At 60.6% G+C, this 18,073-nt stretch carries 20 protein-coding genes; 12 read left to right on the plus strand and 8 right to left on the minus strand.

Features of this window, described 5'->3' with window-relative positions; all coding sequences use genetic code 11:
- Positions 1-45: 45 nt before the first annotated feature.
- The 4 genes from BLS57_RS13760 to BLS57_RS13775 are packed head-to-tail and all read right to left on the minus strand — an operon-like array spanning position 46 to position 2,714.
- Complete coding sequence (locus BLS57_RS13760) at positions 46-1,077, minus strand: MaoC family dehydratase (RefSeq protein WP_093743394.1); 1,032 nt, start codon at positions 1,075-1,077, stop codon at positions 46-48.
- Positions 1,077-1,280 (minus strand): DUF1737 domain-containing protein, encoded by a 204-nt coding sequence (locus BLS57_RS13765; RefSeq protein ID WP_093743296.1) that lies wholly within the window; start codon positions 1,278-1,280, stop codon positions 1,077-1,079. The genes BLS57_RS13760 and BLS57_RS13765 overlap by 1 nt, the downstream gene beginning before the upstream one ends.
- A gap of 13 nt (positions 1,281-1,293) precedes the next feature.
- Complete coding sequence (locus tag BLS57_RS13770; RefSeq protein ID WP_093743297.1) at positions 1,294-1,851, minus strand: NnrU family protein; 558 nt, start codon at positions 1,849-1,851, stop codon at positions 1,294-1,296.
- Positions 1,848-2,714 (minus strand): HpcH/HpaI aldolase/citrate lyase family protein, encoded by an 867-nt coding sequence (locus BLS57_RS13775; RefSeq protein WP_093743298.1) that lies wholly within the window; start codon positions 2,712-2,714, stop codon positions 1,848-1,850. Before BLS57_RS13775 ends, BLS57_RS13770 begins: the two co-directional genes overlap by 4 nt.
- A 290-nt stretch (positions 2,715-3,004) precedes the next feature.
- Here BLS57_RS13775 and BLS57_RS13780 point away from each other — a divergent pair, with 290 nt between their 5' ends.
- Positions 3,005-3,337 (plus strand): hypothetical protein, encoded by a 333-nt coding sequence (locus tag BLS57_RS13780; protein ID WP_093743299.1) that lies wholly within the window; start codon positions 3,005-3,007, stop codon positions 3,335-3,337.
- A gap of 65 nt (positions 3,338-3,402) precedes the next feature.
- On the opposite strand, the gene BLS57_RS13785 is transcribed toward BLS57_RS13780, so the two are convergent.
- Positions 3,403-3,924, minus strand: coding sequence for a 2'-5' RNA ligase family protein (locus tag BLS57_RS13785; protein WP_093743300.1), 522 nt, complete (start codon positions 3,922-3,924; stop codon positions 3,403-3,405).
- Between the two features lie 221 nt (positions 3,925-4,145).
- Here BLS57_RS13785 and BLS57_RS13790 point away from each other — a divergent pair, with 221 nt between their 5' ends.
- From BLS57_RS13790 to BLS57_RS13825, 8 genes are all read left to right on the plus strand, one after another.
- A complete protein-coding gene (locus tag BLS57_RS13790; RefSeq protein ID WP_093743301.1) occupies positions 4,146-5,234 on the plus strand; it encodes a PRC-barrel domain-containing protein in 1,089 nt (362 codons plus the stop codon).
- Between the two features lie 154 nt (positions 5,235-5,388).
- The gene (gene mdh, locus BLS57_RS13795) at positions 5,389-6,351 is read left to right on the plus strand and encodes a malate dehydrogenase (RefSeq protein ID WP_093743395.1); all 963 of its coding nucleotides are present in this window, start codon (positions 5,389-5,391) and stop codon (positions 6,349-6,351) included.
- Between the two features lie 239 nt (positions 6,352-6,590).
- Entirely contained in the window at positions 6,591-6,974 is a 384-nt protein-coding gene (gene sdhC, locus BLS57_RS13800) for a succinate dehydrogenase, cytochrome b556 subunit (protein ID WP_093743302.1), read from the plus strand.
- 11 nt (positions 6,975-6,985) lie between these two features.
- Positions 6,986-7,357: a succinate dehydrogenase, hydrophobic membrane anchor protein gene (gene sdhD, locus BLS57_RS13805; RefSeq protein WP_093743303.1), complete on the plus strand. Its 372-nt coding sequence runs from the start codon at positions 6,986-6,988 to the stop codon at positions 7,355-7,357.
- 29 nt (positions 7,358-7,386) lie between these two features.
- Positions 7,387-9,192 (plus strand): succinate dehydrogenase flavoprotein subunit, encoded by a 1,806-nt coding sequence (gene sdhA, locus BLS57_RS13810; RefSeq protein ID WP_093743304.1) that lies wholly within the window; start codon positions 7,387-7,389, stop codon positions 9,190-9,192.
- Positions 9,192-9,527 (plus strand): hypothetical protein, encoded by a 336-nt coding sequence (locus tag BLS57_RS13815; protein ID WP_093743305.1) that lies wholly within the window; start codon positions 9,192-9,194, stop codon positions 9,525-9,527. The genes sdhA and BLS57_RS13815 overlap by 1 nt, the downstream gene beginning before the upstream one ends.
- A 10-nt stretch (positions 9,528-9,537) precedes the next feature.
- Complete coding sequence (locus BLS57_RS13820; RefSeq protein WP_093743306.1) at positions 9,538-10,317, plus strand: succinate dehydrogenase iron-sulfur subunit; 780 nt, start codon at positions 9,538-9,540, stop codon at positions 10,315-10,317.
- 54 nt (positions 10,318-10,371) lie between these two features.
- Positions 10,372-10,587: a hypothetical protein gene (locus BLS57_RS13825; RefSeq protein WP_093743307.1), complete on the plus strand. Its 216-nt coding sequence runs from the start codon at positions 10,372-10,374 to the stop codon at positions 10,585-10,587.
- Positions 10,588-10,676: 89 nt separating this feature from the next.
- On the opposite strand, the gene deoD is transcribed toward BLS57_RS13825, so the two are convergent.
- From deoD to BLS57_RS13840, 3 genes are all read right to left on the minus strand, one after another.
- Positions 10,677-11,381 (minus strand): purine-nucleoside phosphorylase, encoded by a 705-nt coding sequence (gene deoD / locus BLS57_RS13830; RefSeq protein ID WP_093743308.1) that lies wholly within the window; start codon positions 11,379-11,381, stop codon positions 10,677-10,679.
- Positions 11,382-11,577: 196 nt separating this feature from the next.
- Positions 11,578-11,922, minus strand: coding sequence for an H-NS histone family protein (locus tag BLS57_RS13835; protein WP_093743309.1), 345 nt, complete (start codon positions 11,920-11,922; stop codon positions 11,578-11,580).
- Positions 11,923-12,004: 82 nt separating this feature from the next.
- On the minus strand, positions 12,005-13,972 hold the full coding sequence (locus BLS57_RS13840; protein ID WP_093743310.1) for a protein meaA: 1,968 nt from the start codon (positions 13,970-13,972) through the stop codon (positions 12,005-12,007).
- 169 nt (positions 13,973-14,141) lie between these two features.
- Between BLS57_RS13840 and BLS57_RS13845 the strand changes: the two genes are divergently transcribed.
- The 3 genes from BLS57_RS13845 (at position 14,142) to BLS57_RS13855 (ending at position 18,012) form a co-directional block, all read left to right on the plus strand.
- Positions 14,142-15,539 (plus strand): 1-acyl-sn-glycerol-3-phosphate acyltransferase, encoded by a 1,398-nt coding sequence (locus BLS57_RS13845; protein WP_093743311.1) that lies wholly within the window; start codon positions 14,142-14,144, stop codon positions 15,537-15,539.
- Between the two features lie 124 nt (positions 15,540-15,663).
- On the plus strand, positions 15,664-16,944 hold the full coding sequence (gene ccrA, locus BLS57_RS13850; protein WP_093743312.1) for a crotonyl-CoA carboxylase/reductase: 1,281 nt from the start codon (positions 15,664-15,666) through the stop codon (positions 16,942-16,944).
- A 348-nt stretch (positions 16,945-17,292) separates the two neighbouring features.
- Positions 17,293-18,012, plus strand: a complete 720-nt coding sequence (locus tag BLS57_RS13855; protein WP_093743313.1) for a helix-turn-helix transcriptional regulator — start codon at positions 17,293-17,295, stop codon at positions 18,010-18,012.
- The last annotated feature ends 61 nt before the right edge of the window (positions 18,013-18,073 follow it).

The following is an 18,073-nucleotide window of genomic DNA, read 5'->3' on the forward strand; positions in this document are numbered from 1 at the left end:
AATGCGGGGAATTGCCAGGCCCGGCAGGGTCGCCGGGCCTTGCCGTCAACGCGGCATAAGCGCCCAGTAATCGAGGTCAAGCAAAACCTCGGGGCGGTACTTTCCGGCGTCGTCACGCAACTCAAATGGTGCGCCGCCTTTGGTCGCCACCAGCCGCAGTCGGATCGCGCCGACACCGGGGGCGGCGGTCTCGGCTTTGTCCAGCACTTCGGACCATGCGCGGATGGTATCGCCCGCAAGGCAGGGGTTGGCATGGGCGCCGCCATTGAGGCCCGCGATCATCTGCGCGTTGGCCAGCCCGTTGAACGAAAGCGCGCGGGCCATGGAGATCACGTGCCCGCCATAGATCAGCCGCGTGCCGTCGGGGCGGGCGGAAGTGTCGAAATGCACTTTGGCCGTGTTCTGCCACAGGCGGGTGGCCATCATATGCTCGGCTTCTTCCACGGTGACGCCGTCGACATGGTCGATCTTTTCGCCCACCTCGTAGTCGTCCCAGCGGTGCATCTCCCCGGCGAGGGTGAAGTCGTAGTTGGTGAAATCCAAACCCTGCGGAATCTGCAACTGGTCGACGGTGAGGGCGGCGGGCAGATCGGGCACGGTGGTCTCGGGCGCGGGGGCATCCACGTCGCCTTTGCGGACCATGACCCAGCGGACATAGTCCAGCACCGGCGTGTCATGCTGATTGAGCCCGGTGGTGCGGACCCAGACCACGCCGGTCTTGCCGTTGGAGTTCTGCTTGAGGCCGATGACCTCGCTTTCGGCCCGCAACGTGTCGCCGGGCCAGACGGGGGAAAGCCAGCGGCCTTGGGCATAGCCGAGGTTGGCGACCGCGTTGAGCGAGACATCCGGCACGGTTTTGCCAAAGACGATGTGAAAGGCGATCAGATCGTCGAGCGGGCTGGCGCTGAGCCCGCAGGACTGGGCGAAACTGTCCGAGGAATAGAGCGCGTGGCGGGCGGGGTAGAGCGCGTGGTAGAGGGCACGCTCGCCCGCGCCGACGGTGCGCGGGACGGCGTGTTGCAGCTTGTCGCCGAGGCGGTAGTCTTCGAAAAAGCGGCCTTTGTTTGTCTTGCTCATCATTGCGCGCCAAGTTTGATGTCGGGCGAATAGGTGCCGGGCGCGTCTTTCACCACGGCTTGGCCGCAGCGCATAACGCCGGCCTTGTGGTCCCATGTCTGGGTCGGGGTGCCGTAGAGTTCCCAGCCTTTGTTCAAAGCCTCGGTGACCTTGTGGCAAAAGGCGGAAGTGTCCTCTTCGGACAGGAAACGGTAGACTTTCATGGCAGGCTCCGGGTCAATTGGGGAAGGGGCTGACGCCCAGCCACATGTGGATGGCGGCGGTGGGCGCGAAGAAGATCGCGGAGATCACGATCAGGCGGATATAGGTGGCGCGGCCTGCGGGGGGCGGGGGTGTCCAGCCCGGCTCGGCGCGGTTGATTAGGATGACTTCGCTGACCGCCCAGCCCAGCATCGTGCCGAAAAGCAGAATCGCGGCGAGGTCGCCGTTGACCAGCAGATGCGCGGTGGCCCAGATCTTGACCGCGAGCAGTTGCGGGTGGCGGGTCTTGTTGGCGGGCCATGCTTTTGCCCCTTTGGCAGCGCTTGAGCCGAAGACCCAGAAGGCCAGCAACATCAGCAGGTTGTTGATGTGGGTGAAGAAGCTGGGCGGGTTCCAGACCGGGATGAACTCGGCCGTGCGGTAGCCCCAGATGATCAGGGCCAGCGCCACGACCAGCGCCGCTGCCACCGCGCCACGGCCCGCGTTGCCCATTTGGGCGCGTTGGGCAGGCATCAGGCGTTTGAAGAGATGGGCGCCGATCCAGAGGATCAGGCCGAGGACGAGGATGGTCATGAGGAGGACTCCGGGGTCATGGCTGCGATTGCCTCCAGTTTTGCCAGTGTTTCGCGGGCAGTGGCAACATGGAGATTTTCCACGATCTTGCCGTCGACCACGGCGACACCCTGGCCTGCGGCTTGGGCTTCTTCATAGGCGTCGATCTGGCGGCGGGCGAGGGCGGCTTCGTCGTCAGACGGGGTGAAGGCGGCGTTGGCGATGTCGAGTTGCGCCGGGTGGATCAGGGTCTTGCCGTCAAAGCCCATGTCGCGGCCTTGGTCGCATTCGGCCTTTAGCCCCTCGTCATCCTTGAAGGCGTTATAGACACCGTCGATGATCGCCACGCCATGCGCTTTGGCGGCCAGTAGGCAGAGGCCGAGGCCGGTGATGAGCGGCAGGCGGTCGGGGCGGAAGCGGGTTTGCAGGTCTTTGGCGAGATCGTTGGTGCCCATGACCATGGCCTGCAACTGGCGGTGCCCGGCGATGGCGGCGGCGTTGAGCATCGCACCGGGGGTTTCCATCATCGCCCAGAGGGGGATGTCTCCGACGATCTCGGTCAGCGCTTCGAGGTCGGCCGGGGAGCCGACTTTGGGCAGCAAGATCGCGTCGGGCTTCATGGCGGCAGCTGCGCGGGCGTCCTCAGTGCCCCATTCGGTGTCGAGCCCGTTGATCCGCACCACCCGCATTCGGGCGCCGTAGCCGCCTGTATTGAGCGCTTCGGCCAGAGTGTCGCGGGCGGCGACCTTCTCATCGGGAGAGACGGCGTCTTCGAGGTCAAAGATGATTGCGTCACAGGCCAGCCCGCGGGCTTTGTCGAGCGCGCGGGGTTTGGAGGCGGGGATATAAAGAACGGACCGCAGCGGGCGTGTGGTGGCAGACATGAGAGGCTCCTCGGATGGATAACATTGTTGCGCGCAGAGGGGCATTTTTGAGCGATAACTTCAAGCCCAAACGTGCTGCGACGCAGCAAAGGTCAAATGCAACAGGCATCCGTGCGGGCGGTTAACCAATATTTCAGCGCTTCGGCAGCACTCTACCCCCATCAAATCCGGCGCGGCGTCTTGCTCAGCCCGGATACAGTCATCTCAACCGGGGCGGCCCCGGGTCTGATCGGGGAAACCCCGCTGGAGCGGATCAGAGGGCCACGTCTTTCGAAATGAAGGCAAACGCTATGACACGCACAACCAAGATCATTCACCTTACCATGCTCACTGCTGCGGCTGCTCTGATGATCGCCGCCAAAACCGAAGCCGCCGGTGCCAACCCGCGCAATTGTGGCCCGCGCGAGGCTGTGGTGACACGGCTTGCGGACGGCTATGGCGAGACGCGCCAGTCCATGGGGTTGGGCGGCAATAATGCTGTGGTCGAGATTTTCGCCTCTGACGAGACGGGCAGTTGGACGATCACGGTGACCGGTACGAATGGTATCACCTGTCTTGTCGCATCGGGGCAGGGGTTTGAGGAATTGGCGGAAGCGCTGCCGGCCAAGGGCAGCGACGCTTAAAATAAGTTAGTTTTTAACGGGAGAAGGGCGGCCATGGGGGCGCCCTTTTTTGTGGTCTTGGGGGATTAAAGGCTGAGCGGAAAGCTCTTCAGCGTTTTCAGTTCCCCGCCAGTCAGCGAAACCAATTCTATAATGTCGAGTATGCCCCGAATTGGCAGTTCGCCTATCACTGAGGGATCAAGTTGGGCGATAGAAGCTCGATCACGATTTGTCGCGATGGTCATATGCGGGCGATAGGGCTGGCCATGGTCAAACTGCTGGCAGTGTGGTCCAGAGTAGATGCGCTGGTGTAGCGAAACGATCTCGTCATGACCGCGTCCGCATTGCAGCAGTAGTTTATGCTTTTCTTCGAACGGATCGTATTCGATGGTGAAACGGTCGAAATCGAGCGGAACTGGTTTCGCAACAGAGAGTGTATCTTGGCAAAAGTCCGCGAAGGCTTTTGCGTCCAATCCAGGCAGGCCGAACACCAACGTGATGTGGGGGCGTACAAGTTGAGCGCGTTCGGGCTCATGCTTCGCGCGGAATTGCGCGAGGGACGATGTGAACGTTGTTTCAAACTTTGGAAATGCCAGCACATACAACATGGCGCGAGGTTGAGGCGTTTCGCCGTTTGCTGCAACATCTCACCTGGCTCGGGTAAGACATTATGCCCGTTTCTTGCAGGTATCCGCGCATCGGCACCTAAGATCGGCGTATTCACCAGAATTCGCAGTCTTTTTGCAGGCTAGACGGAACCGGAAGGGGGGATCGGGGTTGTGGTTCCAGAAGAGCGCAAGACGCTCGCCATCTGGAAGGAGTATTTATAATGAAACGTTTTCTGAGCACCACAGCGATCGTGTTGACCATGACGGGCGCAGCCTTTGCTGACGCACATTCCGAAGGTTTCGGGAACGTCGCGGTTGAGGAAACCGACTTCCTCGCATCTGATCTGATCGGCATGCGCATCTACAACTCCGAAGCAGAAGTTGAGAACGAAGCAACTGTTGCAGAGGGTGCAGAAAAAGAATGGGACGACATTGGCGAGATCAATGACATCATCGTCACCAAAGACGGCAAAGTAACTGCCGTGATCCTCGGCATCGGCGGTTTCCTTGGTATGGGCGAGCGTGACGTGTCCATTTCCATGGATAAGATCCGCATCCTGTCCGACGAAGACGGTGACCGCTTCCTCGTTGTGAACACCTCGAAGGAAATGCTGGAGCAGTCTCCGGAATTCGAGCGTGAAATGGATATGGACGCTGAAAAGAAGGCCGAAGCTGACAACGACAACGTGACTGTCGTTACCACCGGTGGTTCTGACGCTGAGAACGTAGCCGAGAACGCAGAAGCCGAAACCGAGGAAATGGCGGAAGAAGTAGAAACTGAGACCGAAGAAATGGCTCAGGAAGCTGAAGCCGAAACCGAGGAAATGGCCAACGAAGTAGAGGCCGAATCCAAGGAAATGGAACAAGAAGCTGAGCAGATGGCTGAAGAAGCCGAAGCCAACACCGAAGCCGCAGTGGAAGGCGACGACGCCAACACTACTGTGATCACCGGTGACGAGACTGTTGACCGTGAACTGCTGCCGCGCCCTGAAGTTGAGCGTGAAGGCTATGAAACGGCCAATGCCGAAACAATCGGTCAGATGTCGGCTGAAGACCTCGAAGGTTCGCCAGTATATGGCGCCAACGACGAGACCGTGGGCGAGATCGACACGCTGCTGATTGGCGACAACGGCAAGATTGACCGTGTTGTGATCAACGTTGGTGGTTTCCTTGGTCTGGGCGAAAAGCCAGTGGCCGTGACTTTTGATGAACTGCAGGTTCTGAAGAACGTCGAAGGTGACGATGTGCGTATCTACATCGACAGCACCGAAGAGCGTCTGGAATCGCAGCCTGAGTACGAAGAGCAGTAAGATTTAGCTCTTTAGGTAAGGAATTGGTCGCCCCTCGGGGCGGCCTTTTTCGTTTAGACGTGGGGGCTTATGCCAAGGCCTCTCGCACAACTTGCACGGGGCTGCGCATTTCGGTATCTCCGGCGCAAATGAAACCTCTGTCGGAGACATGACCATGGCCAGACCCAAGATCGCGCTTATTGGCGCGGGGCAAATCGGCGGCACTCTCGCCCATCTCGCAGCACTGAAGGAACTGGGCGACGTTGTCCTGTTCGACATTGCCGAGGGCACACCTGAGGGCAAAGCGCTCGACATCGCGTCTTCTGGCCCCTCGGGCAAGTTCGACGCGACAATGTCCGGCACCCAAGACTATGCGGACATCGCAGGTGCAGACGTTTGCATCGTGACCGCTGGCGTGGCGCGCAAGCCGGGCATGAGCCGCGATGACCTGCTGGGCATCAACCTTAAGGTCATGAAATCCGTGGGCGAAGGCATTGCCAAACACGCCCCCGACGCTTTCGTGATCTGCATCACCAACCCGCTTGATGCGATGGTTTGGGCGCTGCGTGAATTCTCCGGTCTGCCGCATGAAAAAGTCTGCGGCATGGCAGGTGTGCTCGATTCCGCCCGCTTCCGCCATTTCCTCGCGTCCGAGTTCAACGTGTCCATGAAAGACGTCACCGCATTCGTGCTGGGCGGCCATGGCGACACGATGGTACCGCTGGTGCGCTACTCCACCGTTGCAGGCATCCCGCTGCCGGATCTGGTCAAGATGGGCTGGACCACGCAAGACAAGCTCGACGCGATCGTGCAGCGCACCCGTGATGGCGGCGCCGAGATCGTTGGCCTGCTGAAGACCGGATCGGCCTTCTATGCGCCTGCGACCTCCGCGATCGAGATGGCCGAGAGCTATCTGAAAGACCAAAAACGCGTGCTGCCCTGTGCGGCCTATGTTGAAGGCGCTTACGGTCTCGACGGTTTCTATGTGGGCGTCCCCACGGTGATCGGTGCTGGCGGTATCGAGCGCGTTGTCGAGATTTCGATGAACAAAGACGAGCAGGCGATGTTCGACAACTCCGTGAACGCGGTCAAAGGTCTGGTCGAGGCTTGCAAAGGCATCGACGACTCGCTTGCGTAAGAGCGGCATAGAACGAGATCGAAAGCGCGTCCTTCGGGGCGCGCTTTTGCTTTGGGGCGCTTCTAGCCTCTTGTGATCACAGCCTATGAGCGTGTGATCACAAATATCAGATCATCGGCGAGGGACCGTCATTTTTATGCAAAATGACCCCCCGTAGCGCGCAGATTCATGCCGCGCCCCCGTGACAGTCCTGTAAAAACCGCTATCAAGATGCAAAGCACAGGACAAAGGACCGCGCTATGGCCGATGTGAACCGGGGCAACCGCCCGCTTTCTCCGCATTTGACGATCTACCGCCCGCAATTGACCTCCATGACCTCGATCCTCACGCGGATCACCGGCAACGCGATGCTGATCACCGCGCTGTTGATCGTCTGGTGGTTCCTCGCGGCGGCCACTTCGGCTGAGTATTTCGACACCGTGAACGGGGTGTTGACCAGCTGGTTCGGCGATCTGGTGCTGACGCTGTCGCTCTTGGGTCTGTGGTATCACACGCTGGCCGGCGTCCGGCACCTGATCTGGGACACGGGCCGTATGCTCGACGTGCCCATGGCTGAGAAGCTGGGTATGGCCGCGCTGATCGGTTCGGTCGTGCTGACCGTCCTGACCATCATCATCATCTGAGGAGCGACACCATGGCTTATATGACAGACCGCAAACGCGCCCTCGGCCTCGGCTCGGCCAAAACCGGCACCGGGCATTTCTGGGCGATGAAAGTCTCCTCGCTGGCGCTTTTGGTGCTGATCCCGCTTTTCGTTTTCACCTTCGGCAGCGCCCTTGGTGGCACCTATGAAGAAATTCTCGCCTATTACGCGCGGCCGTTCCCGGCCATCGTGGCGGCGCTGACGCTGATCGTGGGCTTTAAGCACTTCAACGACGGCGTGCAGGTGCTGATCGAGGACTATGTCCACGGCCTTGCCAACAAAGTCGCCATCATCGTGATGACCATCATCAGCTACGGCGCAGCAGCGATTGGCGTCTTCGCCATTGCCAAGCTCGCCCTGTAACAAATACGCCCAAACGGGAGACCGATTAAATGGCAGCATATGAATATGAAACCCACGAATATGACGTTGTCGTGGTGGGGGCAGGCGGTGCTGGCCTGCGCGCGACTTTGGGCATGGCGGAACAGGGGCTGCGCACAGCCTGTATCTCCAAGGTTTTCCCAACCCGCTCGCACACTGTAGCGGCACAGGGCGGCATTGCGGCTTCGCTGTCGAACATGGGCCCCGACAACTGGCAGTGGCATATGTATGACACGGTCAAAGGCTCTGACTGGCTTGGCGACACGGATGCGATGGAATACCTCGCCCGCGAAGCGCCCAAGGCGGTGTATGAGCTTGAGCACTACGGCGTGCCGTTTTCGCGCACCGAAGAGGGCAAAATCTACCAGCGTCCCTTTGGCGGCCACACCACCGAATTTGGCGAAGGCCCCCCCGTGCAGCGCACCTGTGCCGCCGCCGACCGGACCGGCCACGCGATCCTGCACACGCTTTATGGCCAGTCGCTCAAGCAAAAGGCCGAGTTCTTCATCGAATACTTCGCCATCGACCTGATCATGTCCGACGATGGCGTCTGCCAAGGCGTGCTGTGCTGGAAGCTCGATGACGGCACCATGCACCTGTTCAGCGCGAAAATGGTTGTGCTCGCGACTGGCGGCTATGGCCGCGCGTACTTCTCGGCCACTTCGGCCCATACCTGCACCGGTGACGGTGGCGGCATGGCGGCCCGCGCGGGTCTGCCGCTGCAAGACATGGAGTTTGTCCAATTCCACCCCACCGGCATCTACGGCGCGGGCTGCCTCATTACCGAAGGCGCACGCGGCGAGGGCGGGTACCTCACCAACTCCGAAGGCGAGCGTTTTATGGAACGCTACGCGCCGACCTATAAAGACCTCGCATCGCGCGACGTTGTTTCGCGCTGCATGACGATGGAAATCCGCGAAGGCCGCGGTGTGGGCGAAAACAAAGACCACATCCACCTGCACCTGAACCACCTGCCGCCCGAAACGCTGGACCTGCGCCTGCCGGGCATCTCGGAATCCGCACGCATCTTTGCCGGGGTGGACCTGACGAAAGAGCCGATCCCGGTGCTGCCGACGGTGCACTACAACATGGGCGGCATCCCCACGAACTACTGGGGCGAAGTGCTGAACCCGACCGCCGACAACCCCGACGCCATTGCACCCGGCCTGATGGCCGTGGGCGAGGCGGGCTGTGCCTCCGTGCACGGCGCGAACCGCCTCGGCTCCAACTCGCTCATTGACCTCGTGGTCTTTGGCCGCGCCGCCGCAATCCGGGCTGCTAAGATTGTTGACCCCGAGACCGCCGTGCCAACGGCAAACCCGGCCTCCGTCGCGAAAGCCTTCGACCGTTTCGACGGGCTGCGCCACGCCAAGGGCGGCACGCCGACCTCGGAACTGCGCCTTGAGATGCAAAAGACCATGCAGGCGGACGCCGCTGTCTTCCGCACCGACAAGACACTGGAAGAGGGCCGCGAGAAGATGATCGAGGTGGCGGGCAAGCTTGACGATCTGCATGTCACCGACCGCAGCCTCGTGTGGAACTCGGACCTGATGGAGACGCTGGAGCTGACCAACCTCATGCCCAACGCCACCGCCACGATCACCGCCGCCGCCGCGCGTAAGGAAAGCCGAGGCGCGCATGCGCATGAGGACTACCCGGACCGCAACGACGACGAATGGCGCAAGCACTCGCTGGCATGGTTTGACGGCAATGACGCAAAACTCACCTACCGCGCCGTGCATCTCGACCCGCTGACAGAAGAATCCGAAGGCGGGATCGACATGAAGAAGATCGCCCCCAAGGCACGGGTGTATTGATGCTGCGCACCGTCCTTATCGCAGCCAGCCTCACGGCGCTCACGGCCTGTGTCGAAGTGCAGCAGGTGGTGGATGACACCGCCCGCCAAGGCTCCAAAGGCGTGGTGACCGAAATCTTGGCCACCCGCTTTCCGCAGGTGCCGAAAGGGCTGATCACCCCCTTCACCGACTGCATCATCGACAATGCCGACGCGCTGGAACTGCGCGAACTGGCCCGCGCCGCCGTCGTCGGCGTGGAGGAAACCACAACGGGCACCGTGCGCACGATCCTGTCGCGCCCCGAGACCCGCACCTGCCTGCTGGCCGCCGCGCCCGCAGCTGGCATGACGCTTTAGGAGACGCAAAATGGTTCAACTGACGCTTCCCAAAAACTCCCGCATGACCAGCGGCAAGACATGGCCCAAGCCCGAGGGCGCCACCAACCTGCGCGAGTTCCACATCTACCGCTGGAACCCCGACGACGGGAAAAACCCGGCGCTGGATACCTATTTCGTCGATATGGACGATTGTGGCCCGATGATCCTCGACGCGCTGATCAAGATCAAAAACGAGATCGACCCGACGCTGACCTTCCGCCGTTCCTGCCGCGAAGGCATCTGCGGCTCTTGCGCGATGAACATCGACGGGATCAACACGCTGGCCTGCACCTATGGCATGGAAGAGATCAACGGCGTGGTCAAAATCTACCCGCTGCCGCATATGCCGGTGGTCAAGGACCTGATCCCCGATCTGACCCACTTCTACGCCCAGCATGCCTCGATCCAGCCCTGGCTGGAAACCGAGACGCCGCAGCCGCGCAAAGAGTGGAAACAGTCGATCGACGACCGCGCCAAGCTCGACGGGCTTTATGAATGCATCATGTGCGCCTGCTGCTCGACATCCTGCCCCAGCTACTGGTGGAACGGCGACCGCTACCTCGGGCCAGCAGCACTCCTGCACGCCTACCGTTGGATCATCGACAGCCGGGATGAGGCGACAGGCGAGCGTCTGGACGACCTCGAAGACCCCTTCAAGCTCTACCGCTGCCACACGATCATGAACTGCGCCAAGACCTGCCCCAAGGGTCTGAACCCCGCAGAGGCGATCGCCAATATCAAAAAACTGATGGTCGAACGGACCGTCTGATCAACACCGTCTGACAAAAAGGCCCGGCCAAGCGCCGGGCCTTTGGTTTTCCCCATGATCCTGCCCATCATCCTTGTCATCGTCTTTGTGATCGTGCTGATCTTTGCGCGCCGCAACGCGCCCACCCGCGACTGCCGCTGGCGCGAGGACCGCACTGGCGACAAGGGAAGCCTGCGCAAATACCACTGCGTCGCCTGCGGCGCCGAAGCCTACCGCAGCGAAGGCCCCCCAGACCGCTGCCTCAAAGGCCTAGACACGCCCCGTCTCTAACGGCCCCAAACGGCAAAAAGGGGCGCGACCCTCACCGCCCCCCTTCATCCTTTTTCAAATACCGTCCGCCCTCTCAACAGGCGCAGGCGTCACGCAAAAGCCGCTTCCAGCGCAATCTCTACCATATCGCCAAAGCTCTTCTCACGGTCCTCAGACGGCAGCGCCTCGCCGGTCTGTAAATGATCGCTCACCGTCAACACAGCCAATGCTCTGCGCTTGTGACGCGCCGCCAGCGTGTAGAGCTCTGCCGCTTCCATCTCGACGCCCAAGATACCGTGCCGCACCATCTGTTCGTCCAGATCGGGGCGTTCAGCATAGAAGACGTCGGATGAATAAATCCCGCCCACGTGGGTCTTGGCCTCAAGTTTCTCAGCCGCCGTCACGGCAGCGCGCAAAAGCCCCCAGTCGGCGCAGGGCGCGTAATTCATCTCGCGGAAAATGCCCGAAGACGGCGAGGTGATGGTGCTGGCTGTCATGGCGATGATGACGTCGCGGATGCCCACATGGCTCTGCATCCCGCCACAGGAACCGATGCGGATCAGGGTCTGCGCGCCGTATTCCGTCATCAGCTCATTGGCATAGATCGACAGCGACGGCATGCCCATGCCCGAGCCTTGGATCGTCACCCGATTGCCGCGCCACGTGCCGGTGAACCCCAGCATGCCGCGCACTTCGTTGACCAATTCGGCCCCTTCGAGAAAGGTCTCTGCCGCCCATTTCGCACGATAGGGATCGCCGGGCATCAATACGGTTTCGGCGATATCGCCGGGCTTTGCGCCGATATGGACGGTCATGTCATGTCTCCTGAATTTTGCGGCATTTTGCCTGTGCGAGCGCGTCACCACAAGGGCCGAAGGACGGCGCGACTGGTTGACGTAAGGTTGGGGCGCTCGTTGCTTTTATGGGCAAGATCATGTCGGGACGTGAAAACAAAACGGCGCCGGTGAAAGTCAATTCACCGACGCCGCATTCTCGTATTCACGGAGATGATTAAATGCGCATCGTTTCCGGATCGGTTCCGTTTTCAACTTGCGCGCGAAACCAATTCGGCTGGCGGCCTTTGCCGGTCCAAGTCTGCGTACTGTCCGCAGGGTTCGCAAATTGCGGTTTCGATTTCGGGCCGCTGGCCGCTTTGCGCGCCTTCCGCGGCTTTTTCGCCGCCGGTTTCTCTTCGGCTAAGTCGGTCAGGGAGAACCCGAATTCCGCCGCCGCACGCTCTGCCGCCTTGCGCGCCGCACGCCGTTCGCGGGATTGTGCGGCCTGGAGAGCTTTCTTAACATCGTTAAGAAGTTTCTCCAGTTCCTTGCGGCTCATGGATTTCAGGTCTTTTTCCATCTCTATTCCGTCCCTTCCAGAATGAACTGTTTTGGAGAATTATAGAGTAGAAATTAGATTTGCACGAAAAAACTTTTTCTGCCTATTCAGCGGCCACTGCCGCGGGATCTGCGAGGGTGATAATATCGCGCATAATCGTATTTAATTCGAAGTCTTTTGGCGTATAGACCTGCGCCACCCCAGCCGCACGCAAACGTGTTGCGTCGGCTTCGGGAATGATTCCGCCCACAACCACAGGCAAATGTCCCAGCCCCGCGGCGCGCATACGCTCCATTAGGTCTTCGACCAGCGGCACATGAGAGCCCGAGAGGATCGACAGGCCAACCACATGGGCGTCATCTTTCTGCGCCGCTTCGACAATCTCGGCGGGGGTCAGGCGGATGCCTTCGTAGGAGATGTCCATGCCGCAGTCGCGGGCGCGGACTGCGATCTGTTCGGCGCCGTTGGAATGGCCGTCAAGCCCCGGTTTGCCGACCAGAAACTTGAGGCGGCGGCCCAAGCGGTCGCTTACTGCATCCACGGCCTCGCGCAGGTCTTCGAGCCCTTCGGTCTTGTTCGATTGGCCAGCGGAAACCCCTGTGGGGCCACGATATTCGCCGTGCACAGCGCGCATTTGGGCGGCCCATTCGCCTGTGGTGACGCCGGCTTTCGCCGCGGCGATCGAGGCTGGCATAATGTTGTCGCCCGCCGCTGCGGCGGCGCGCAGATCGGCGAGGGCTTTCTCGACCGCAGCACTGTCGCGTTCGGCGCGCCATTCCTCCAGTCGGACCAATTGGTCAGCCTCGGCACCGGGGTCGGATTGCATGATGTCGCCCGCGCCGGTCATCAGTGGCGAGGGCGCGCCTTGTTGCCATTTGTTCACGCCAACCACCACGGTTTCGCCGCTTTCGATCCGGCGCAACCGGTCGGCGTTGCTCTCGACCAAACGGCCCTTCATGTAATCAATCGCGGAAATCGCCCCGCCCATATCGTCGAGATTTGCCAATTCGGCACGTGCGCCTTCTTTCAGCAATTCAACCTTAGCGTCTACTGCCGGATTGCCGTCGAAAAGATCGTCGAATTCCAGCAGGTCGGTTTCATGCGCCATGATCTGCTGCATCCGCATCGACCATTGCTGGTCCCAAGGGCGGGGCAGGCCGAGCGCTTCGTTCCATGCAGGCAATTGCACGGCGCGGGCGCGGGCCTTTTTCGACAGGGTCACGGCAAGCATTTCGATGAGAATACGGTAGACGTTGTTTTCGGGCTGCTGTTCGGTGAGGCCCAGCGAATTGACCTGTACCCCATAGCGGAAACGGCGGAATTTCGGGTCCTCAACGCCATAGCGCTCGCGGCAAATTTCGTCCCAAAGGTCTACAAAGGCGCGCATTTTGCACATTTCAGTGACGAAACGGATGCCTGCATTGACGAAAAAGGAAATGCGCCCCACGACTTTCGGGAAATCTTCGGCGGGTACGCGTGGTTTTAGCGCGTCGAGTACGGCGGTGGCGGTTGCCAGTGCGAATGCCAATTCCTGTTCCGGCGTCGCGCCAGCCTCTTGCAGGTGATAGGAACAGACGTTCATCGGGTTCCATTTCGGCACATTCGTATAGCAGTATTCGGCCACATCCGCGATCATCCGCAAGGACGGGGCAGGCGGGCAGATATAGGTGCCGCGGCTGAGGTATTCCTTGATCAGATCGTTCTGCACCGTGCCTTGCAGTGCGGACACATCCGCGCCTTGTTCCTCGGCCACCGCGATATAAAGCGCCAGCAGCCAAGGCGCGGTCGCGTTGATCGTCATTGAGGTGTTCATCTGCTCCAGCGGGATGCCGTCAAAGAGCGCGCGCATGTCGCCCAGATGGCCCACCGGCACGCCCACTTTGCCGACTTCGCCGCGGCTGAGGACATGATCGCTGTCATAGCCGGTCTGCGTGGGCAGATCGAAGGCCACCGAGAGCCCGGTTTGCCCGCGTTCAAGGTTGGAGCGGTAGAGCGCGTTGGAGGCGGCGGCGGTGGAGTGGCCCGCATAGGTGCGGATGAGCCAAGGGCGGTCTTTCTGCGGGTGGGTCATCAGGGGCCTCTTTGAATCGGGTTGGCAATAAAGTTGCGTTACGCTGTTGATAGGGGAAATAATGTGCCGCTGTCAATTCGCTGCATTGCGGCATCAGGGGAGGGCTGCCGTGATGACGCAGCGGCAGTTAGATATTGTCCTCTCCCGCCCGCGCTGTAAGGGTGAAGTCATGACGCAGACCGTGCAATTGCCTCTTTGGCTGTTCATCCTCATCGTGGTTTTTGCCGCCATCACGGCGCTGAGCCATTTCTTGCTGCCCTCCGTGCGCTGGTTCTTTCGGCGTCGGTTAGAGCGGGCGGTCGAGCGGTTGAACAAGCGGCTGACCCGGCCCATCGAACCTTTCAAACTCGCGCGCCGGCACGACATGATCCAGCGGCTGATCTATGATCCTGAGGTCACGCAGGAGATCGTCAATTACGCGCGCAGCAATGGCGTGCCGGAAAATGTGGCCTTCCAAAAGGCGCGTGAATACGCGCGGGAGATCGTGCCGCGGTTTTCGGCCTTTGCTTATTTCAGTTTCGGCATCCGTCTGGCGCGGTTCTTGGCCAATTCGGTTTACCGGATCGAGACGGCGGCGAGTAATGAGGTAACGTTCCAAGCGCTGCCGCAGGATGCGACGGTGGTCTTTGTGATGAACCACCGCTCGAACATGGATTACATGCTGGTCACCTATCTCGTCGCGCGATCCTCGGCGCTGAGCTATGCGGTGGGCGAATGGGCGCGGGTCTGGCCGCTGAGCATGTTGATCCGGTCGCTAGGGGCCTATTTTATCCGACGTCGTTCGCGCGGGGCGCTCTATCGCAAGGTGCTGGCGCGCTATGTACAACTGGCCACGGCGGGCGGGGTGACGCAGGCGTTTTATCCCGAAGGCGGGCTGAGCCTGACGGGTGCTTTGCAGCCTCCGAAGGTGGGGCTGTTGTCTTATGTGGTCGAAGGGTTCGACCCCGAGGGCGAGAGCGACATCATCTTTGTGCCGGTGGCGATCAACTATGACCGGGTGTTGGAAGACCGCGTACTGATTGCGGCGGGTCAGCGCGGTGACCGACGCTTTGGCGCGCGGATCACGGTCGTGGTGGGCTTTGTGCTGCGCAAAATGTGGCGGCGGCTGCGCGGGCATGACACGCGCTTTGGCACGGCGGCGGTGACCTTTGGCGATCCGCTATCCCTGCGGCGCACCGGGGCGGATGTGCCTGTGGGGGACCTCTCCGAGATGCTGATGGAGCGGATCGCGCAGGCGATGCCGGTGTTAGTCGTGCCGCTGATTGCGCGCGTGATGTTGCGCGAGCGGGCGCCGATGAGTGACGAGGAATTGCTGCGTCAGGTGTCAGAGGCTCTGGAACAGATGCCAGCGCGCAATCGCGTGCCAAAGCCTGACGTATTACCGGAACGGGTGTCTCGGGCGACGGCACGATTGAAGAAACGTGGCGTTATTTCTCAAAGCGCGGCGGGCTGGCAGATTGTTGAAGGGCAGGAGGCTGTTTTGGCCTTTTATGCCAACTCAATAGCTCATTTCACGCCTGCTAATGCTGCACCTGCGGCGGAAAATGCTGCGTCCGCTGGGTCATAAAATTACAAAAGTGATCCTGCAGGGGTTGCAATGTTGCGCGACGGGTCATATCCCAAAGGGGAGCCGCGGCGATTCTGCAGTGCGGCACCGACCTTGTTGAGACCGCTACCGGCAGGAGGCCCAAATGGCACTGGATACGAAACACGCCGACTACGACGCCCCGCAAAAGGACCTCTATGAAGTGGGCGAAATGCCCCCGATGGGTCATGTTCCGAAACAGATGTACGCTTGGGCCATTCGCCGCGAGCGTCATGGCGATCCGGACAGCGCGATGCTGCAAGAGGTCGTGGATGTGCCGGAACTCGACAGCCAGGACGTACTGGTCTTGGTCATGGCGGCGGGCATCAACTACAACGGTGTTTGGGCCGCGCGCGGCGTGCCAATCAGCCCCTTTGACGGGCACGGCCAGCCCTATCACATCGCCGGTTCCGATGCTTCGGGCATCGTCTGGGCAGTGGGCGACAAGGTCACCCGCTGGAAAGTCGGCGACGAAGTGGTAATCCACTGCAACCAAGACGATGGCGACGATGAGGAATGCAACGGCGGCGACCCGATGTATTCGCCCAGCCAGCGTATTTGGGGTTACGAGACGCCGGACGGCTCATTCTCGCAATTCACTCGGGTGCAGAGCCAGCAGCTGATGCCGCGGCCCAAGCATCTGACATGGGAAGAAAGTGCCTGCTACACGCTGACACTGGCGACCGCCTATCGCATGCTGTTCGGCCATGAGCCGCATGATCTGAAGCCCGGTCAGAACGTTTTGGTCTGGGGCGCTTCGGGCGGTCTTGGCTCTTATGCAATCCAGTTGATTAACACGGCAGGGGCCAATGCGATCGGCGTGATCTCGGACGAAAGCAAACGCCAGTTCGTGATGGATCTCGGTGCCAAGGGCGTGCTGAACCGCAAGGATTTCAACTGCTGGGGCCAACTGCCCACGGTGAACACGCCTGAGTATAAGGAGTGGTTCACCGAGACGCGCAAGTTCGGCAAGGCGATCTGGGACATCACCGGCAGGGGTGTGAACGTCGATATGGTTTTTGAGCACCCCGGCGAGGCGACTTTCCCGGTCTCCACCTTCGTCGTCAAAAAGGGCGGCATGGTGGTGATCTGTGCGGGCACAAGCGGGTTCAACCTGACGTTTGACGTGCGCTATATGTGGATGCATCAGAAGCGTTTGCAGGGCAGCCACTTTGCGCATCTGAAACAGGCGAGCGCGGCCAACAAGCTGATGATGGAGCGCCGCCTTGATCCCTGCATGTCAGAGGTGTTTAGCTGGGCCGACCTACCTGAAGCGCATATGAAGATGATGCGCAACGAGCATAAGCCGGGCAATATGTCGGTGCTGGTCCAAGCGCCACGCACCGGGCTGCGTACGTTGGAAGATGCGCTGCTGGCGGGCGACTGACGTTCGACAAACTTGCACTAAAATCAGACCTCCGTGGCAGACGCTGCGGGGGTTTTTCTTTGCCCTGCTTTCGTATCAATAGGTTGCAAATACGCGCCCCGCTATTTCGGGGGATGCAAAAAGCGCGGATCGCTGAAAAAGCATCCACATGCTATGGTTGTATTAATCATGCATTAACCAAAACTGGGCGACCCTTCATGCAAGATGAATGGATTTTAGACGTATTGGCCGATTTGAGAGCCTTTGCAGCGGCGAACCGATTGCCTCGTACGGCAGAGCAATTGGACGACGCGGCACTGATCGCTTTGGCCGAGATGTCTGCGCAACGCGAGGGGAGCGGCCAGGCGCATGAGGAAACTGCCGCATCTGGAACGGATTTGGGAGGGGTTAGAACAGGCTGACGGGCTTGCCGCCATGCAGCAGGCGAGCGAGGCATTGCGCGACTATTACGCAATTGCGCATATCGCATATCACTGGGTGGATACGACCGGGACGCAATACGGCTGCGGTACCTATGGGCTCGCCTGGGCCGAGCGTTATCAGGAACAGGGGTATCTGCGCATCGATCCGGTGGTTCTGGGCTGCTACCGGCGGTTTCAGCCGGTGGACTGGAAAGACCTCGATTGGTCCTCCCGCGCCGCGCGGGCGTTTCGTCGGGATGCGCTGGCCTTTGGGCTCGGGAATCAGGGTTTCTCGGTCCCGATCCGCGGGCCGCATGGGCAATTTGCGCTATTTACCGCCAATCACAGCTGTGAGGATATGTTCTGGGCGGAATTTACCATGAGCCACCGCCGTGATCTGGTGTGGGCCGCGCATTGTTTTAACGAAAAGGCGCTTCTGCTCGAACCCGCCCGTGCGCCAGAGGCCGTGCAGGCCCTCTCGCCGCGGGAGGTCGATGCCATGACGCTTTTGGCCGTGGGGCTAAGCCGGGCACAGGTGGCCGAGCGTTTGGCAATTTCAGAGCACACCTTGCGCGTCTATGTCGAAAACGCACGGTTCAAACTTGGCGCGTCGAACACAACCCATGCTGTCGCGCGGGCGTTGAGCCGTGGGTTGATTGTCGTTTGACCGGCCCGAGCGCGGCAGCGGCGGAGCGAGGGGGCGTTCCTCCCCCTCGCGCTCCCCCTCC

The sequence above is a fragment of the Sulfitobacter delicatus genome (genome assembly GCF_900102535.1).
GTDB classification, from domain to species: Bacteria; Pseudomonadota; Alphaproteobacteria; order Rhodobacterales; family Rhodobacteraceae; genus Sulfitobacter; species Sulfitobacter delicatus.

What these genes read in the sequence shown, in the direction of transcription:
- BLS57_RS13765 (WP_093743296.1), bottom strand. Translation starts at nt 1,280, where the DNA reads ATGAAAGTCTACCGTTTCCTGTCCGAAGAGGACACTTCCGCCTTTTGC.
- sdhD (WP_093743303.1), top strand. Translation starts at nt 6,986, where the DNA reads ATGGCTTATATGACAGACCGCAAACGCGCCCTCGGCCTCGGCTCGGCC.
- BLS57_RS13780 (WP_093743299.1), top strand. Translation starts at nt 3,005, where the DNA reads ATGACACGCACAACCAAGATCATTCACCTTACCATGCTCACTGCTGCG.
- BLS57_RS13790 (WP_093743301.1), top strand. Translation starts at nt 4,146, where the DNA reads ATGAAACGTTTTCTGAGCACCACAGCGATCGTGTTGACCATGACGGGC.
- BLS57_RS13785 (WP_093743300.1), bottom strand. Translation starts at nt 3,924, where the DNA reads ATGTTGTATGTGCTGGCATTTCCAAAGTTTGAAACAACGTTCACATCG.
- BLS57_RS13760 (WP_093743394.1), bottom strand. Translation starts at nt 1,077, where the DNA reads ATGAGCAAGACAAACAAAGGCCGCTTTTTCGAAGACTACCGCCTCGGC.
- BLS57_RS13820 (WP_093743306.1), top strand. Translation starts at nt 9,538, where the DNA reads ATGGTTCAACTGACGCTTCCCAAAAACTCCCGCATGACCAGCGGCAAG.
- BLS57_RS13770 (WP_093743297.1), bottom strand. Translation starts at nt 1,851, where the DNA reads ATGACCATCCTCGTCCTCGGCCTGATCCTCTGGATCGGCGCCCATCTC.
- BLS57_RS13835 (WP_093743309.1), bottom strand. Translation starts at nt 11,922, where the DNA reads ATGGAAAAAGACCTGAAATCCATGAGCCGCAAGGAACTGGAGAAACTT.
- BLS57_RS13815 (WP_093743305.1), top strand. Translation starts at nt 9,192, where the DNA reads ATGCTGCGCACCGTCCTTATCGCAGCCAGCCTCACGGCGCTCACGGCC.
- deoD (WP_093743308.1), bottom strand. Translation starts at nt 11,381, where the DNA reads ATGACCGTCCATATCGGCGCAAAGCCCGGCGATATCGCCGAAACCGTA.
- BLS57_RS13840 (WP_093743310.1), bottom strand. Translation starts at nt 13,972, where the DNA reads ATGACCCACCCGCAGAAAGACCGCCCTTGGCTCATCCGCACCTATGCG.
- sdhC (WP_093743302.1), top strand. Translation starts at nt 6,591, where the DNA reads ATGGCCGATGTGAACCGGGGCAACCGCCCGCTTTCTCCGCATTTGACG.
- BLS57_RS13825 (WP_093743307.1), top strand. Translation starts at nt 10,372, where the DNA reads ATGATCCTGCCCATCATCCTTGTCATCGTCTTTGTGATCGTGCTGATC.
- BLS57_RS13855 (WP_093743313.1), top strand. Translation starts at nt 17,293, where the DNA reads ATGAGGAAACTGCCGCATCTGGAACGGATTTGGGAGGGGTTAGAACAG.
- BLS57_RS13775 (WP_093743298.1), bottom strand. Translation starts at nt 2,714, where the DNA reads ATGTCTGCCACCACACGCCCGCTGCGGTCCGTTCTTTATATCCCCGCC.
- ccrA (WP_093743312.1), top strand. Translation starts at nt 15,664, where the DNA reads ATGGCACTGGATACGAAACACGCCGACTACGACGCCCCGCAAAAGGAC.
- sdhA (WP_093743304.1), top strand. Translation starts at nt 7,387, where the DNA reads ATGGCAGCATATGAATATGAAACCCACGAATATGACGTTGTCGTGGTG.
- BLS57_RS13845 (WP_093743311.1), top strand. Translation starts at nt 14,142, where the DNA reads ATGACGCAGACCGTGCAATTGCCTCTTTGGCTGTTCATCCTCATCGTG.
- mdh (WP_093743395.1), top strand. Translation starts at nt 5,389, where the DNA reads ATGGCCAGACCCAAGATCGCGCTTATTGGCGCGGGGCAAATCGGCGGC.